The sequence below is a fragment of the Pseudomonas sp. NPDC090201 genome (genome assembly GCF_044746825.1).
Taxonomy (GTDB): Bacteria; Pseudomonadota; Gammaproteobacteria; order Pseudomonadales; family Pseudomonadaceae; genus Aquipseudomonas; species Aquipseudomonas putida_AD.
Genome location: NZ_JBIVCX010000019.1, coordinates 22,534 through 38,877, shown reverse-complemented (window position 1 = coordinate 38,877; position 16,344 = coordinate 22,534). Strand labels below are relative to the sequence as shown.

9 protein-coding genes, 1 tRNA gene and 2 pseudogenes are annotated in these 16,344 nt (G+C 59.9%); 7 read left to right on the top strand and 5 right to left on the bottom strand.

Annotation, left to right across the window (positions count from 1 at the left end; translation table 11 throughout):
* Window positions 1-87 precede the first annotated feature (87 nt).
* The 3 genes from ACIPOO_RS26825 to gabD all read right to left on the bottom strand — a co-directional run bounded on the left by ACIPOO_RS26825 (window position 88) and on the right by gabD (window position 4,487).
* Entirely contained in the window at window positions 88-1,311 is a 1,224-nt protein-coding gene (locus tag ACIPOO_RS26825) for an HDOD domain-containing protein (RefSeq protein WP_400611042.1), read from the bottom strand.
* A gap of 154 nt (window positions 1,312-1,465) precedes the next feature.
* On the bottom strand, window positions 1,466-2,749 hold the full coding sequence (gene gabT, locus ACIPOO_RS26820; protein ID WP_274134164.1) for a 4-aminobutyrate--2-oxoglutarate transaminase: 1,284 nt from the start codon (window positions 2,747-2,749) through the stop codon (window positions 1,466-1,468).
* A 295-nt stretch (window positions 2,750-3,044) separates the two neighbouring features.
* Window positions 3,045-4,487, bottom strand: coding sequence for an NADP-dependent succinate-semialdehyde dehydrogenase (gabD, locus tag ACIPOO_RS26815; RefSeq protein ID WP_400611039.1), 1,443 nt, complete (start codon window positions 4,485-4,487; stop codon window positions 3,045-3,047).
* Between the two features lie 336 nt (window positions 4,488-4,823).
* Here gabD and ACIPOO_RS26810 point away from each other — a divergent pair.
* From ACIPOO_RS26810 to ACIPOO_RS26790, 5 genes and pseudogenes are all read left to right on the top strand, one after another.
* Window positions 4,824-4,900, top strand: a tRNA-Arg gene (locus ACIPOO_RS26810).
* 335 nt (window positions 4,901-5,235) lie between these two features.
* Window positions 5,236-7,487: pseudogene (locus tag ACIPOO_RS26805) on the top strand (type VI secretion system Vgr family protein); the annotation flags it as partial.
* Between the two features lie 1,664 nt (window positions 7,488-9,151).
* Window positions 9,152-9,790, top strand: coding sequence for a DUF2931 family protein (locus ACIPOO_RS26800; RefSeq protein WP_400611037.1), 639 nt, complete (start codon window positions 9,152-9,154; stop codon window positions 9,788-9,790).
* Window positions 9,791-9,835: 45 nt separating this feature from the next.
* A pseudogene (locus tag ACIPOO_RS26795) lies at window positions 9,836-10,471 on the top strand (DUF2931 family protein).
* Between the two features lie 46 nt (window positions 10,472-10,517).
* Window positions 10,518-11,156, top strand: a complete 639-nt coding sequence (locus tag ACIPOO_RS26790; protein ID WP_400611035.1) for a DUF2931 family protein — start codon at window positions 10,518-10,520, stop codon at window positions 11,154-11,156.
* Between the two features lie 110 nt (window positions 11,157-11,266).
* Here the strand turns inward: ACIPOO_RS26790 and ACIPOO_RS26785 are convergent, their stop codons facing one another.
* Window positions 11,267-11,986 carry a DUF4431 domain-containing protein gene (locus ACIPOO_RS26785; RefSeq protein ID WP_400611033.1) on the bottom strand — a complete coding sequence of 240 codons (720 nt, stop codon included), beginning with the start codon at window positions 11,984-11,986 and terminating at the stop codon, window positions 11,267-11,269.
* A gap of 162 nt (window positions 11,987-12,148) precedes the next feature.
* Window positions 12,149-12,493, bottom strand: a complete 345-nt coding sequence (locus tag ACIPOO_RS26780) for a transcriptional regulator (RefSeq protein WP_400611031.1) — start codon at window positions 12,491-12,493, stop codon at window positions 12,149-12,151.
* Window positions 12,494-12,790: 297 nt separating this feature from the next.
* Between ACIPOO_RS26780 and ACIPOO_RS26775 the strand changes: the two genes are divergently transcribed.
* Together ACIPOO_RS26775 and ACIPOO_RS26770 are read left to right on the top strand one after the other, a co-directional pair.
* Window positions 12,791-14,485 (top strand): molecular chaperone HscC, encoded by a 1,695-nt coding sequence (locus ACIPOO_RS26775; RefSeq protein WP_400611029.1) that lies wholly within the window; start codon window positions 12,791-12,793, stop codon window positions 14,483-14,485.
* A 5-nt stretch (window positions 14,486-14,490) separates the two neighbouring features.
* Complete coding sequence (locus tag ACIPOO_RS26770; RefSeq protein WP_400611027.1) at window positions 14,491-16,098, top strand: J domain-containing protein; 1,608 nt, start codon at window positions 14,491-14,493, stop codon at window positions 16,096-16,098.
* The last annotated feature ends 246 nt before the right edge of the window (window positions 16,099-16,344 follow it).

Genomic DNA, 16,344 nt, shown 5'->3' with positions numbered 1-16,344 from the left:
GCGATGGCGGCGTGTCAGCCAACACAACTGGCACAGGCAGATCGCAATCGCGGGCAAGCGCGCTCCTACAAGCGCTTGGTTCCCATCTCACGCCACCAGCTTGTTCCGCACCCGCTCAAGATCCGTCGCATTGACCTTCAGCAGCCGCGCCGATTTGCTCTTGGCCAGCGTCTCCAGCGGATCCTCCAACCCCAGCCGCCCCATTTGCCCAGCCAGGTTCATCGCCAACACCTCACGGGTATAGACCCCGGTGTTGTACTGATAAACCGCTGCTATCAGCTCACGCAGCTCCAGCGGCAAGCGCCAGCGGGTGCGCAAGGCCGAGCCGAACGCGGCGGAATACTGCTCAAGGGCACGGGCGATGGTGGTCTCGTCCAGCGTGCCGCCGGCCTGCAACCACTCCTGCAGACAACGCACCACGGACAGATCCCCCAGGCTTCTGAGCAATCCGGCGCAATAACAACGCTCGTGGTTCAAATCCAGCGTGCGCGCCAGGATGCGCGCATAACCTGCGGTGCGCCGCGAGACATCCCAGATCTGGCTGGCCTGCAGGATGAGATTGGCGTCCGTGAGGATCGCGCCGCGCTTGAGTGCCAGCCCCTGAACCAGATTCGCGCTTTGGGTGGCGCCCAACGTGGTCAGCGCCTGGCCGAGGGTCTGCTGCGGTTTGCCCTGGTGCTGCGAGGCGCTGTTGGATGCCGCAATCAGCACAGCCGTGACATGCGGGTCCTCGATCAGCTCGTGTTCCAGCAGCTTGAGATCGACGCCAGCGGCGTTACGGCTGCGCGTCAGCACTTCTCGCACATCGACGTACAACGGCCCGCCATCGGCCAACTCGCGACGCTTTTCCAGAAATGCATCCAGCCCCACGCCCGGAGCCAGTGCCGGCACTTCGCAGGCCACGTGGGCGCCATCGCGCAGCAACAGGTTTTCCAGCCGCTGACGCAGATTGTCGATATTCAGGGGTTTGGTCAGGTACGCCGTGGGCGCCAGTTGCACGGCCTCGCGCACACTGGCGCTGTCGTTGCGGCTGCTGAGCAGGATGAAGCGTACGGGCGTCTGGCGTTTGAGCATCCGCACGCCACGCAGCAGGCTCAGGCCATCCACGCCGGGCAGCTCGCGGGAGGCGATCACCAGGTCAGGAATGAACCCGCGCATGAGGTCCACCGCCTGCTTTCCATCCGGGCACACATCCAGTTGTGCATCGCAACGCACATTCAGCACCAACTCACTGAGCATCTCACGGGCCCAGGGATCGGCTTCGGCGATCAACACACGGGGAACGGAAGGCGCCTCTACAACGGTCATCATGACTCTCCGGCATCCAGTCTTCGTACATTAGTCAAAGACTGGCGTGGGAGACAGGCCGAAAGCAAAATTTCTGACGTCAATAAACGAAAAAACCTGCCGAAGCAGGTTTTTTCTGACAAACAGGTCACATTTTCAACAATGCGCCCTTCTGGCATCAGCCGATTTCAGCGAAGCACTCTTCGATGATTTTCAGGCCCTTGTCCAGTTGCTCGTCTGGCGAGGTCAGCGGAACCAGCACGCGCAGCACGTTACCGTAGGTGCCGCACGACAGCAGGATCAGACCCTTCTCGCGCGCCTTGGCGACCACGGAAGCCACGGCAGCGGCGTTTGGCTTGTGGGTGTCACCGTTCTCGAAGCACTCGACAGCGATCATCGCGCCCAGGGCACGCACTTCACCGATCACGCCCGGGTGCTTGGCCTGAATGGCCTTCAGACCGGTCACCAGGTGCTCGCCGACAGCCTTGCAGCGGTCCAGCAGGTGTTCTTCTTCGAACACTTCCATCACCGCCAGGGCCGCCGCGCACGCGATCGGGCTACCGGCGTAGGTGCCGCCCAGGCCGCCTGGAGCGATGGCGTCCATGTATTCGGCCTTGCCGCAGACACCGGCCAGCGGGAAGCCGCCAGCGATGGACTTGGCGAAAGTGGTCAGGTCGGCGGCAACGCCCATCTGTTCCATGGCGAAGAAAGTGCCGGTACGGCCAGCGCCGGTCTGCACTTCGTCAGCGATCAGCAGGATGCCGTGCTTGTCGCACAGTTCGCGCAGGCGAGCCATGAAGGCTTTCGGCGCGACGTAGAAACCGCCTTCGCCCTGCACTGGCTCGATGATGATCGCAGCGATGTCTTTAGGCTCGGCGTCGTTCTTGAAGATGCGCTCGATGCTGGCGATGGAGTCATCAACGCTCACACCGTGCAGCTCGTTCGGGTACAGGGCGCGGAAAATGCCGCCTGGCATCAGGCCCATGCCGGCCGAGTAAGGCACGACTTTACCAGTCAGACCCAAAGTCATCATGGTACGGCCGTGGTAAGCGCCGGTGAACGCGATCACGCCAGCACGGCCAGTGGCAGCGCGAGCGATCTTGACGGCGTTTTCAACGGCTTCGGAACCGGTGGTGACCAGCAGGGTTTTCTTGTCGAAGTTGCCTGGAACCTTGGCGTTCACTTTTTCGCACAGCTCGACATACGGCTCGTACGCCAGCACCTGGAAGCAGGTGTGGGTCAGCTTGGTCAGCTGCTCTTGAACGGCCGCAACGATTTTCGGGTGCAGGTGACCGGTGTTCAGTACCGCGATACCGCCTGCGAAGTCGATGAACTCACGACCTTCAACGTCGGTAACGGTAGCGTTCTTCGCGGACTCGGCGAAGATCGGGTGAATTTGACCAACGCCACGTGGTACAGCGGCTTCGCGGCGTTTCATCAGGGATGCGTTGGTTTTGCTCATGATTTCCTCATTCACCGCTCATCGGGCGGCGTGGTTCAAGGATCAAGCGGCGGGGTCAACAGCGGCAGCATACGATGATCGACTGCCGCGGCCTCCCGGCCACCAAATGGGTGGGTGCTACAAATACCCGCGCAACGTCGCTCTCGCGCTACGCGGGTTAGATCTTCTACCGACTCTTGAAGCGTCGCGAGCGACGGTCAGGCAAGGCGGCAAGGTTCGAAGAAAACGGAGTTGGCTGTAGCCAATGAGTATTTTTTCGAACCTTGCCAACGCAGCCTCACCGAGCGCAGCAGCTTCAAACGCTAAGGCAGAGGTATTTGATCTCCAGATAGTCTTCAATGCCATATTTCGAGCCTTCACGGCCCAGGCCCGAAGCCTTCACGCCACCGAACGGCGCGACTTCGTTGGAGATTAGGCCGGTGTTGATACCCACCATGCCGTACTCCAGCGCCTCGGCCACGCGGAACACGCGGCTCATGTTCTGAGCGTAGAAGTACGACGCCAGACCGAACTCGGTGTCATTGGCCATCGCGATCACTTCCGCTTCGTCTTTGAAGCGGAACAGCGGCGCCAGCGGGCCGAAGGTTTCTTCCTTGGCCACGGCCGCGTCCTTGGACACGTTCACCAGAATAGTCGGTTCGAAGAAGTTACCTTCCAGGCTGTTGCCGCCGCTCAGCACTTTCGCGCCTTTGCCCAGCGCATCAGCGATGTGTTCCTTGACCTTGGCGACCGCTTTCTCGTCGATGAGCGGGCCAGTAGTGGTGCCATCGGCCAGGCCGTCGCCAACCTTCAACTTCGCGACCGCCGCCTGCAGCTTCTCGGCGAACGCGTCGTAGACCGAATCCTGAACATAGATGCGGTTGGCGCAGACGCACGTCTGGCCGTTGTTGCGGTACTTGGAGATGATCGCGCCTTCGACGGCCTTATCCAGATCCGCGTCGTCGAACACGATGAACGGCGCGTTGCCGCCCAACTCCAGCGAGACCTTCTTGATGTCGTGGGCACATTCGGCCATCAGCTGACGACCAATCTCGGTCGAACCAGTGAACGACAGCTTGCGCACAATCGGGTTGCTGGTCAGCTCGGTGCCGATGTCGCCAGCGCTGCCCGTCACGACACTGAACACGCCAGCAGGAATGCCCGCACGCTCGGCCAGTTCAGCCAGCGCCAGCGCGGAGTAAGGGGTTTGCGAAGCAGGTTTCAGAACCATGGTGCAACCGGCAGCCAGCGCAGGGCCGGCTTTACGGGTGATCATCGCAGCCGGGAAGTTCCACGGGGTGATCGCAGCGGTCACGCCGATTGGCTGCTTCAGCACGATCAGGCGCTTGTCCGGCTGGTGGCCAGGAATCACGTCGCCATACACGCGCTTGGCTTCTTCAGAGAACCACTCAATGAACGACGCAGCATAGGCAATCTCGCCCTTGGCTTCAGCCAGCGGCTTGCCCTGCTCCAGCGTCATCAGACGGCCCAGGTCTTCCTGGTTTTCCAGCATCAGCTCAAACCAGCGACGCAGCTTCGCGCCACGCTCTTTGGCAGTCAGAGCACGCCAGGCCGGCAGCGCCTTGTCGGCAGCTTCGATCGCACGGCGGGTTTCGGCCGCGCCCATCTTCGGCACGGTACCCAGAATCTCGTTGTTCGACGGGTTGTTGACCTTGATGGTCTGGCCACTGTCGGCATCGGCCCAGGCGCCATTGATGTACGCCTGCTGGCGGAACAACTTCGAATCTTTGAGCTGCATGTCGGCCTCCTAAACAGCACCGCGCAAGGCGGGGCGAATTATTGATTGTTCAAAGGCGCCTCTTATAGAGGCTGCCGTCAGGAAAACTGCTGCTGGCCCCTGCGCATCTCGCAGACAGCAGGGCGAGCGAATGGGAGCGTTTGAAATCTCAAACGAATCCTAGGTTCAACAGCAGCAAAGGACAATAGGGTGTTCGAAAAAAAGAACGCACGCCGTCGCATTGGCAAAAAACTCTGGTCGACGCTGCTTACAACATCCGGAAACGTACGAAATCGACAACAGTCACTCGCCAGCATGGACGCACGCAGGCCAGATGAGTATCATGGCGCCCGCGTTGCACCTGTAGCTCAGCTGGATAGAGTACTGCCCTCCGAAGGCAGGGGTCGTGGGTTCGAATCCCGCCAGGTGCGCCATTTTTTGATTCCAGTGCGTGCGAGATGTTCTGTGAATCAGCTGTATATAAAAAGCCCGCCGATGTGCGGGCTTTTTGTGGGTGGGGGTTTGGTGTGCCTCAGGTAGCAGGCTGAATTTGACGCGGTCTTTCTGCGCCCTCCCGATTTTGTAGGAACCGTCTCCAAATCCCGTATGAACGGTCCCGATTCCGGGTTCCCCTCTAGAGCCTCGCTCTGAAATCCCTCATCGTCCCTCCCTCCTGAAAAGCGCTGACACCTGTCGGCGATCACACCTCATCCCGACCACCGCGCCATGGAGGCCCCGGGTCACTGCTGCCTGCCATGGATGCCTGCACATGCTCAACGAACTGCGCACCTTCTTCGATCATTCCCGCCACAAACTCTGGATCAGCGAACTCGACACCACCCTCGACGTGCTCGTCTTCACCGGCACCGAACGCCTCAGCGAGCCGTTTTCCTACACGATTGAATTCACTTCAACCGACCACGACATCGCTGTCGAGCGCGTGCTCAATCGGCAAGCCAGCTTCAGCCTGTATGCCGCGCCCAAGCCGTTGCTCAAGGCCTTTCCCGGCTTTCCCGAGCCCCAGATCAAGCCGTTGCGCACCCTGCACGGCGTCATCACCGGCTTCCAGCGCCTGTCCGGTTCCAACGACGAAGCGCGCTATGCCGTGACCCTGGAACCGCGCTTGGCCCTGTTGGGCCGGGGCAAGCAGACGCGCATCTACCAGCATCAATCGGTGCCGCAGATCGTCGAAAAAGTCCTGCGCAGCCGACACGAGTTTTTGGGCCAGGATTTCTACTTCAACATCGTCCGCGAGTACCCGCCGCGTTTGCAGGTGATGCAGTACGACGAGAGCGACCTGGCCTTCATCACCCGGCTGCTGGCCGAGGTCGGCATCTGGTTCCGCTTTGCCACCGATGAGCGCCTGCGCATCGAAGTGGTCGAGTTTCACGACGACCAGCGCCATTACCTCGACCCGCGCCCGAGCCTGCCTTCGCGACCGCCTTCGGGCCTGAGCGGCGGTGATCAGGACGCGGTATGGGCCCTCCAGGCCAGTCATCAGGTGGTTGAGCAACGCATCAACTTTCGTGCCTATGATCCGCGCAAGGCCACGGCCTGGCTGGACGGCGAAGTCGATCAGACCCGCGGCGCCATCACCACCTACGGCGAGGCCTATCACTACGCCGAGGCATACACCGAGCTGGGCGGCAAGCTGGACCAGGACGAAGACCTGCTCAGCGAAAGCGGCTTCTTCTATGCGCGCCTGCGTCACGAACGCTACCTGAACGAACAGACTCGCCTGAGCGGCACCAGCAACAGCCCCACGCTAGCCCTGGCCCACGTACTGGAAATCTCCGGCGCAGCTCCGCAAGCCTTCGCCCCGGGCGCGGTGATTACAAGCCTCACCTTGAGCGCTGCCCGCGACACCAGCCTGCTGGTGAACTTCGAGGCGATTCCCTACGTGGAAACCGTCTGCTTCCGACCGCCGTTGCAGAAAAAACCCAGCATCGCCGGCACGCTGCCCGCCCGCGTCACCAGCAACCGCGCCAACGACCCTTACAGCCACATCAACCTGGAAGGTCGCTACAAGGTCAGCTTCCTGTTCGACCGCGACGAATGGAAACAGGGCGAAGAAAGCCTCTGGCTGCGCCTGGCCCGGCCCTATGCCGGCGACACCCACGGCCTGCACCTGCCACTGATCTGCGGCACCGAAGTGGCCATCGCCTTCGAACAGGGCGACCCCGACCGCCCCTACATCGCCCACGCCCTGCACGACAACAAACACCCCGACCACGTGACCCTGGAGCGCCGTGACTACAAGCGCAACGTGCTGCGCACCCCGGCCAACAACAAGCTACGGATGGAGGACGAGCGCGGCCAGGAACACATCAAACTCAGCACCGAGCACAGCGGCAAGAGCCAACTCAACCTCGGGCACTTAGTAGATGCGCAGAAGCAGAACGTGGTGAGGGGTTTGAACTGCGTACCGATGGCTGGGGCGCGATTCGCGGTGGCAAGGGCATCTTCATCAGCGCCGAGGCACAGGACAAAGCACAGGGCGAGCAACTGGAGATGGCCGCCGCCGTCGAGCGTTTGCAGCAGGCCGGCGAGCAACTGCAAAACGTCTCCGACGATGCCGCAGCCTCGGAAACCGACCCCGCCGACGTGCAGGCGCAACTGGACCTGCTCAGAAAGGAAATCGACCAGCTCAAGGCCTCAGGATTGCTCCTCAGCGCCCCGGACAGCATCGCCGCCACCAGCGGCAAGCACCTGCAACTGGCGGCTCAGCGCAACCTGATGCTCAACGCCGGGCACAACGCCGATGTCAGCGTGGTCAGGCAACTGTTCATGGGCGTCGGCCAGGGTCTGCGCCTGTTCGTGCGTAAGCTCGGCATCGACCTGATTGCCAACAGCGGTCCGGTCAGGGTGCAGGCGCAAAATGACCAGTTGGAAATCCTCGCCCGGCAGGGCCTGACCATCACCAGCACCGAAGACGAAATCCACATCACCGCCAAGAAGAAAATCGTGCTGAACGGCGGTGGCAGCTACATCAGCATTGATCCATGCCGAATCGAGTCGGGCACGGCCGGAGACTACAAGGTCAAGGCGGCCGACTTCGAGTACAGCGACCGGATTAGCCAGGACGCCATCGTACCGGCGCTGCCGCCACTGCTCGACATACCGCCTGAGTTGCATGCCTTCTTGCCGAGTTTCAGCGGCGGCAGCGGCCCTGCGTCTCAGGTGCAGCCCAAGCCTGAGGATGTCGAGGAGCTGGAGGAAGAAGAGGAAGAGGAGGAGCTCGCCGAAGGCATCACATTGCGCATAGGGCTGTTCTTCGACGGCACGGGCAACAACATGGCCAATTCGGCGGCGACCGAACAGTGCCGACGTGAAGACCTGGAGATGTACAGCGAAAGCGATCTGGAGAGCATTGCGGCGGCGTGTCGCGAGTATGGGTTTGATGGGTTTACCGGGAGTGCGTTTACTCGGGCGCCGGACAATAGTTACGGGAATGCGCCGAGTAATGTGGTGTATTTGCAGGAGCTGTACCCGGACAATGCAGCAACTCGTGTGTCAGCGAAAGCAGAGGTCGGTTATATCAAGGTCTATGTGGAAGGCATTGGTACTCGGAGTGGAGGCAAGGATGCCACCGTAGCGGGGCAAGGCTTGGGTCGTGGTGAGACGGGCGTTGTCGCTCGAGTTGACCAAACGCCCAGATTGCTCAAAGAGCAATTGAACCTCTTCCAGCAAACAAATCTGCATAGAGCTGTTCAACGTATAGAGGTTGATATCTTCGGCTTCAGTCGCGGAGCAGCTGCAGCCCGTCATTGCGCCAACGAGTTCCTAAAAACCGGTCGCGGTGTGTTTGGCGATCTACTGGAAGCCGGGCGGTTTGGACTACTGGAAAGCTTTGATCCATCTGTGGACATCAGACTTAACCTGATCGGTCTGTTCGATACCGTCACAGCCATCTCCACTCCAGAGCGTGGCGACTTCAGCCCAGCCAACAACGAGAACCACGGTATCAACCTGTACCTGCCGCCCGGCTGTGCGCGCAAAGTCATTCAGCTTTACGCCCGTGACGAACACCGGCTCAATTTTGGCCTCAACGCGGTAGGGAGCGATCACTTGCAGATCGCCTTGCCCGGCGTGCACTCCGACGTCGGGGGCGGCTACCTGCCCTATGCAACCGAAAGCGTCTGGCTGGTGCAACCTCAGCGGATCACCGTGGACGCTGGAAAATCCCTGGAGTCGCACCCGGAATGGCAGGCGATGGTCGTACAGGCGCAGCGCCTGCGGGATAGGGGACTGACAATCAGTGGCCGCGTCGAAGCCAAGGCTTGGCTCGCTGCTCAGACGCCTCCACAAAAAAATGCAAAAGAAACTCAAGCTTACTGGACGACAGTGACCCTTGAGCGCGACATTCGTGGCGAACTGGCGCTCGTGGCCCTGCGTGTGATGCGGGAGCTTGGCGTGCGTCATGGCGTGCCATTTGACGAAATCAGTGACGAAGACTCTCGCTTCAAGATGCCTGTGGAGTTACGCCCAGTTGCCGAGCAGGTACTGCAGCAGGTGCTGGCAGGTTCATCGGTCAAGCTGTCCATCGTGCAGGAAAGTCTTTTGCGTGAAAGATACATCCACCGCTCAGCTCACTGGACGCCCACCAAAGGATTCATGCTTGCCAAGCCAGCGCCGGATATCCGTCGCAATGTCTTCCCCGATGAGCCACAGCCGGGGTACCCCCAATGAAACGACTGATCGGAATGACGGGCCTAATGATCAGCCTGTGGGCATGTGCGAGCGGGCCTGTTCCACTCCCCTCCCCAAAGTTACCGTATCAATTTTGGTATGTAGGATTGGTCGCGCCCAAACATATGGAAGTTTGGGTAGAAACAGTGGATGTGCTCGACCAGCGACGATTGCCGTTTTTCCATGTAACTGGAGGGGTCGCCAGTTACACGGGCAAGTCTCAAGGTTGGCATAACGGAGTCTCGGGGGGGATGCCCGTCAACAACGTGGATCTCCCGGAACGGTTGTTTCTGCGCTGGCAATCGTTGGTTGAACCTCAGGCCTACAAACTCCGTATTCCTATTCCACAATGGGTGCGAGACGAAATGGTGAGACCTGAGAAGGTGTACTGCCAAGGAGCAAAAGAGTGGATCAATGATTATCGGAAAGTGATCTCACTTGGTATGGCTCCTGGCGGCATCGTCAAAGTCTGGCTCGGGGGACCGTGCCTAAGCTTCAAAGAAGTAGGCCGGTACCAGGCGGAAATCGAACCACGCGGCCCGTTCCTGAGCGGTCGGGGCATCTACTACCGAGAACCAAAGCCGGAAGCCAAGGCGTGGATAGAGAAGAATGGAATCCCCTATGGCAGCTGGTAACCGTCGCAATGTCTTCCCCGATGAGCCACAGCCGGGGTACCCGCAATGAAGCGATTGATTCTTGCTGTCGGGATGTTGATGAGCTTGTGTGCTTGCGCTAATGGGCCGTCATCTGTGGCACCGCCACAGTTGCCATACGACGCTTGGCATTTAGCATTGGCAGCTCCCAAGCATATGGAGGTCTGGGTTGAGACCGTAGACGTTATTGATCTGCGAGGGCTACCGTTTTTTCACATACACGGTGGCGTTGCAGGCTATCCCCGTAAAACAGTGGGCTGGCATGTCGCAGGCTCTTAAAAGCCCATCAATAATGTAGATCTGCCAGAACGGCTTTTCCTCCGCTGGCAGTCTTTGGTTGAGCCACAGGCGTACAAGATTCGCATTCCAATCCCGCAATGGGTTCGTGACGAAATGATTAAGCCGGAGCACGTGTTCTGTACTGGGTCAAAAAAATGGAAAGTCGACTACCGAGATATCATCACGTTGGGCATGGCTCCGGGTGGAATTGTAAAAGTGTGGATCGGAGGAGCCTGCCTAAAAGATAAAGAGATCGGCCGCTTTCAAGCTGATGTCGAACCACGCGGACCTTTTCTGAGCGGGAGGGGCATCTATTACCGTGAACCGAAACCGGAGGCCAAGGCGTGGATCGAAAAGAATGGGATCCCCTATGGCAGCTGGTAACCGTCGCTATGTTCATCCCTGATGAGTCACGACAGCGATACCCTCAATGATTCGTTTGACTCTCGCGGCTGGATTGCTGGTTAGCCTCTGCGCCTGTGCGGGTGGGCCACCTTCCGTGGCACCACCAAAACTACCTTACGACGCTTGGTATGTGGGCTTGGTCGCGCCTGCGCATATGGAGGTCTGGGTCGAGACTGTTGACCTTATCGACCAGCGAGGGCTGCCATTTTTCCACGTAACTGGAGGTGTTGCCAGTTACACCGGTACGCCGGAAGGCTGGCACAACGGAGGGTCGGGGGGGATGCCCATAAACAACGTAGATCTCCCTGTGCGGCTTTTTCTTCGCTGGCAATCGCTGGTTGAACCTCAAGCTTACAAGGTACGTATTGCCATACCCCAGTGGGTACGCGACGAAATGGTCAAGCCACAGACGGTATTTTGTAAGCCCGCCAGAGAAACCCTCACCCTACACCGCAACAAGATCACACTGGGCATGGCTCCCGGCGGTATCGTCAAAGTCTGGGTAGGAGTTGGTTGTCTGGGATACATCGAGGTAGGCCGCTTTCAGGCGGAAATCGAACCACGCGGCCCGTTCCTGAGAGGTCGGGGCATCTACTACCGAGAACCAAAGCCGGAAGCCAAGGCGTGGATCGAGAAAAATGGAATCCCCTATGGCAGTTGGTAACCGTCCCAATAGGGCGATCTGCAACTAAACCGAATGCTTCACAAGAGAACCCCGTCTGGCGCAATTCTTAGTGGAGGATTTTAGGAGAGCCCCTCAAGCCTCTCCTCCACTCAATCATCCCCCAACCCCAACAACACCTGCGCCTGATCCAGCCACACCGCCAGCGGCTTGCCGCCATTGCCCGCGACCTCCGCACGCACCCACCCGCCATTCGCTATAGACGTCACGCTGATCGGCGTGCCTTGGGCGATGAATTGGCGTTTGTCGCTGCACGTCGGGTTGGGCGCCTGATAGATCCACGCCCTGCCGCCGATGACTTTGCCCTGCAACGACGGCGTGTAGGTTTCTTCGTGCATGCCAACTTTCTGGTTCAGCAGTTCGCAATCCACAGGCGCAGCCTTCATGCCGCTGACCAGTTGCACCTGCTGCATCAACACTTGAGTGTGGTGAAAGCCGGTAACAGCGCCGAACAGTGTGCCGTTGAGCACCACCGGCTGGTCCAGATAGGGGCGCAGGTTGTCGTAGTCGGTGGCCTGGAGTACCAGTTGCACCAGTGTTTCGTTGTCTTCGACGCTGATGTCGGCCTCGTTCTGGTTGCCGGTCATGCACAGGGGCTCGGAGAGCGACAGGTAGAAGCCTACTTGTGGTTCGTCACCGGTGACCACGTCTTCAAAGCCTGGAGGGCCGGGGAAGACCTGGCGCGTCAGGGTACCGCTCAAGGTCGCATCTGCGGGCTCGTATTGATTGCATTCGCTTGCATGCGCGACAGCCATTGATGACAGACAGAGGGCGAACATCAGGAACTGATAGAGACGCGAGATGACAGTCATGGAGGCGGTATCCGGCAAGACACGGGAAGGCATGATGAGAGGTTAGAGAAATCTCTGATGGGTGCCAGTGATTCGACGCGGATTACCGAGAAATAAGGGAAAGTAAAGGCGTCAACAACTCTTCAGTCTGCGGATGCTCCATGTAGATATAGGCACGAGACATCAGAAGTCCTCCGGCTTGGGTTTGACCAGTCTTACCCGCCGGGACGCGAGGCTTTGGTAGGTGTCGTCGTCCTGGACATATCGGCTGATCTGCGACGACTGCTCGATCCCGTCCAGCGAGGCAAAGACTTGTTCGGTGAGCCCCAGGCGCCAGAGCACGAGCATGAAAGACCGCAGGTCTATGCGTTCGGAGCCGCCTTCGATCTTGCGAAGGGTATGGGCGGAGACGCCGATGGCTTGGGTGATGTCGGACTGACGCAAGCCCAGGGCCAGGCGCCTGGCCTTGACGAGAAGTCCGATTTTGCTGAGGCTATCGGCGCAGGCGACGGGGAAGAAGGCTTCCATAATGTTCACTGAATTGAGCGTTAGGCTAGATAATATCGACTTTAGCACGCTTTAAAAGATGGACTACGGCTATTTAATGTTTGCCAGAATAGACATTATCTGACTTAACACTCACTAAAGTAGATATTAAGTTTGGCCGACACTGAGGGAGTTTGTGCAGCACGGCTTCGTGGCCAGGGCTCAGAACGCACCCCAATCTCAAGCCCACCCCCTCCCCGCCGATAACCTCTAATCACCACCCTGTCTTTTTCGTCTACCTGATACAGACACAGCAGTCCCGCAAGGAGCACGTTCGGCATGATCGTCGGTATAGATCTTGGTACCACCAACAGCCTGGTCGCCGTCTGGCGCGATGGCGCCACGCAACTGGTCAGCAATGCGCTGGGGGAGTTGTTGACGCCTAGTGTCGTCGGGCTGGATGACGAGGGGCATGTGCTGGTGGGCAAAGCCGCTCGCGAGCGTTTGCAGACGCATCCGGGTACGACTACGGCGCTGTTCAAGCGGCACATGGGCAGTGCTCATGAGGTGAAGCTGGGTGCGCGCAGTTATCGGCCGGAGGAGTTGTCGGCGCTGGTGCTCAAGAGTCTGAAGGCGGACGTGGAGCGCGCCTTTGGCGAACCGGTGACGGAGGCGGTCATCAGTGTGCCGGCGTATTTCAGTGATGCGCAGCGCAAGGCGACGCGGGTAGCCGGTGAGCTGGCGGGGCTGAAGGTCGACAAGCTGATCAACGAACCCACGGCGGCGGCGCTGGCCTACGGGCTGCATCAGAAGGAAGGCGAGACTTCCTTTCTGGTGTTCGACCTGGGCGGCGGCACGTTCGACGTGTCGATTCTGGAGTTGTTCGAGGGTGTGATGGAGGTGCGCGCCAGCGCGGGGGATAACTTCCTGGGCGGCGAGGATTTCGATCAGTTGCTGATGGAGCATTTCGTTTCGCTGCACAAGGGCGAGACGGCGTTCCCGACCATTCACTCGGTCAAGCAGGCGCTGCGCCGCGAGGCGGAGCGGGTGCGCAAGGCGCTGGGCCAGGAGGCGAGCGTCGATTTCGTGCTGCGTCACGCTGACCGCGAATGGCGCCAGAGCATCACTCAGGACCAGTTGATCAAGCTCTACACGCCGCTGCTCGACCGCCTGCGCGCGCCCATCGAGCGTGCGCTGCGGGATGCGCGTATTCGCGTCGCGGATCTGGACGAAATCCTGCTGGTGGGCGGCACCACGCGCATGCCGCTGATTCGTAAGCTGACGGCCAGTCTGTTTGGCCGCTTCCCGTCCATCACCCTCAACCCCGACGAGGTGGTGGCCCAGGGCGCGGCGATTCAGGCGGCGCTCAAGGCTCGGGATTCGGCGCTGGAAGAAGTGGTGCTGACGGATGTCTGCCCTTACACGCTGGGCATCGAAGTGTCGCGCACCATGGGCAAGGTTCAGGAGGCAGGCCATTACCTGCCGATCATCGAGCGCAACAGCGTGGTGCCGGTGAGCCGGGTGAAAACGGTGAACACCCTGCAGGACAACCAGCGCCACGTGATCGTGAATATTTTCCAGGGTGAAAGCCGGCTGGTGAAGGACAACATTGCGCTGGGCGAACTGGAAATCCAGGTGCCGCCACACAAGGCGGGCGAGGTCGAGATCGACGTGCGTTTCACCTACGACAGCAACGGCATCCTGGAAGCCGACGTGCGCATCCCCATGACCGGCGAGGCGCACACGCTGGTCATCGAGAACAACCCCGGCGTGCTGTCTGCCGCCGAGATACAGGAGCGGCTCAAGGCGCTGGAGTCCTTGAAGATCCATCCACGCGAGCAGCAGGTGAACACCCATATGGTGGCGCGTCTGGAGCGGCTGTATCAGGAATACCTGGGTGATGCCCGCGAGTTGATCGGCATGTGGGCGAGTCAGTTTCAGCAGGTGCTGGAGACTCAGGATGAACGCCAGATCGGCGAGGTGCGCAAGCGTCTGGTCGAGCAGGTGGACCGGTTCGAACGCGGGGAGTGGTAAGCCAGATGGATCATTGGAGCGTTCTTGAACTGGACCGCGATGCTGACGAGCGCAGCATCAAGCGTCAGTACGCCAGGCTGTTGAAGGTCAATCGTCCGGACGACGATCCGCAGGCGTTTCAGCGCCTGCGCGAAGCCTATGAACATGCGCTCAACTGGGCGCGGATGCGCGAATACGAAGACGAGGACGAGTACGTTGAGGTCGAGATTTCCTCGATCAGCGACGAGCCTGAAATCGCGCCGCAGCAGATGAGTGCCGAGCAGCCTGCGCTGACCGATTGGGGCCCGACGTCTTCGGAGCTCGCCGCCAAGCTGGCACTGGAGCTGGCCAGCCACACGACCGACAGCAACCTGCAGCAACAGTATCTGCAAGCCCAGGAGCAAGGCTGCGCGGCGCCGTTCCAGCAGGCGTTGCTCAACCGTTGCCTGCAGGACCCCAAGGCCAATATTCCCCTGTTGCAGGCGGGTATTGCGCACCTGCACTGGCTGACGCCCTGGCAAACCACGCCCATCAACCCCGATCAGGAAGGCTGGCTGACCGAAGCCTTGCTGGACGACCAGCGCGAGGGCTTCGAGGCGTCGCTGGCCAAGGGCGACGAGCGTGGTCTGTTCGGTGCCATAGAAACCTTGAGCCGCCAGCCGTGGCTCAATGCCCTGGAGCGCCGCCAACAGTTGTATCGCTGGATGCTGGTGTTTCTGCACAACACCCAGGGCTGGTCGCCATCGCTGTTCGACCGGATCTGCACCTTGTTTGGCTGGGACATCAACAGCCGCACGACACCGCAGCCCGATTTCATCTGGCACGGCCTGATCGAGCGTTGCGAGAAACAGGAGTACCTCAAGCAGCTTCAGCGCAGCCTGATCCGTGGCTCGACCCGCACCGATGAGCAAGCCGCCGTACTGGTGCTCGACCCACCCGCCAGCAATGCCGAGCGTGTGCATCTGGTGCGCAACGGCAATGCCGATCTGTGGGAAGCCTGCGAGCTGTTGTGCAGCAAGTTGACCCATCGCTTCCCGGACCTGCTGGAGCATTTCCCCAATGCCGACCTGCAAGGCTGGCGTGAATTGCACACGCGCCCGGTTCACGTGCGCCGCTGGCTGTGGATTGGCTGGATGCTCATGGCGCTGACCTGCACCCTGCCGCAGCACATGCTGTCGCGGCCGACCTCGTTTGCGGATGTCGCGGCACTCTTGGGTGTGTACCCGGTGCTGATGACTGCGGTGTGCATGTTCGTCATGCGCATCTGGGGGCCGGTCGCGACCGCCCTGCAACGTCAGGACGAGTGGCTGAGCAGCCGGTTGCTGCCGGATTGGCTGAGCTGGCCCGGGTGCCAGGCGCTGGTGATGCGTCACGGCGTGCCGCTGGCGCTTGCGAGCTACATGGGTTCGCAAGTGGGGGCGTGGGAATCGGGGTGTTTTGCCGTGCTTATGCTGCTGTGGATATTTGCCTCGCCCGGACGCTATCCGAAGGCATATGCGGCGCTGCGCGAGAAGATCGGTGAGCGGTTTGCCAGGGTGAAACGCGGGCCGCTGATATTTGCCGCGGTGGTGCTGGTGTTTACGGCGTACAAGGCGCTGACCTACCCGGAGTTTCAGGTCTGGTTCGCCCGGTAAGCCTGTAGGAGCGCGCTTACCCGCGATTGCGTCGTGTCATTCAACACATTTGGCACAGGCAGATCGCGGTCGCGGGCAAGCGCGCTCCTACAAGGTGAGCGGTGATTCACAAAATAGATACTTTTTAACAGCAAGGAAAACAGCCAGTTAGTGCATGTTACAAAATCCAAAACAGGAACATGTAACAACAACCATACAAACTATACATTTATCAGTTGAACTTGCCACTTACGTAAAGTATTTGCA

What these genes read in the sequence shown, in the direction of transcription:
- ACIPOO_RS26775 (WP_400611029.1), top strand. Translation starts at nt 12,791, where the DNA reads ATGATCGTCGGTATAGATCTTGGTACCACCAACAGCCTGGTCGCCGTC.
- gabD (WP_400611039.1), bottom strand. Translation starts at nt 4,487, where the DNA reads ATGCAGCTCAAAGATTCGAAGTTGTTCCGCCAGCAGGCGTACATCAAT.
- gabT (WP_274134164.1), bottom strand. Translation starts at nt 2,749, where the DNA reads ATGAGCAAAACCAACGCATCCCTGATGAAACGCCGCGAAGCCGCTGTA.
- ACIPOO_RS26785 (WP_400611033.1), bottom strand. Translation starts at nt 11,986, where the DNA reads ATGACTGTCATCTCGCGTCTCTATCAGTTCCTGATGTTCGCCCTCTGT.
- ACIPOO_RS26825 (WP_400611042.1), bottom strand. Translation starts at nt 1,311, where the DNA reads ATGATGACCGTTGTAGAGGCGCCTTCCGTTCCCCGTGTGTTGATCGCC.
- ACIPOO_RS26800 (WP_400611037.1), top strand. Translation starts at nt 9,152, where the DNA reads ATGAAACGACTGATCGGAATGACGGGCCTAATGATCAGCCTGTGGGCA.
- ACIPOO_RS26790 (WP_400611035.1), top strand. Translation starts at nt 10,518, where the DNA reads ATGATTCGTTTGACTCTCGCGGCTGGATTGCTGGTTAGCCTCTGCGCC.
- ACIPOO_RS26780 (WP_400611031.1), bottom strand. Translation starts at nt 12,493, where the DNA reads ATGGAAGCCTTCTTCCCCGTCGCCTGCGCCGATAGCCTCAGCAAAATC.
- ACIPOO_RS26770 (WP_400611027.1), top strand. Translation starts at nt 14,491, where the DNA reads ATGGATCATTGGAGCGTTCTTGAACTGGACCGCGATGCTGACGAGCGC.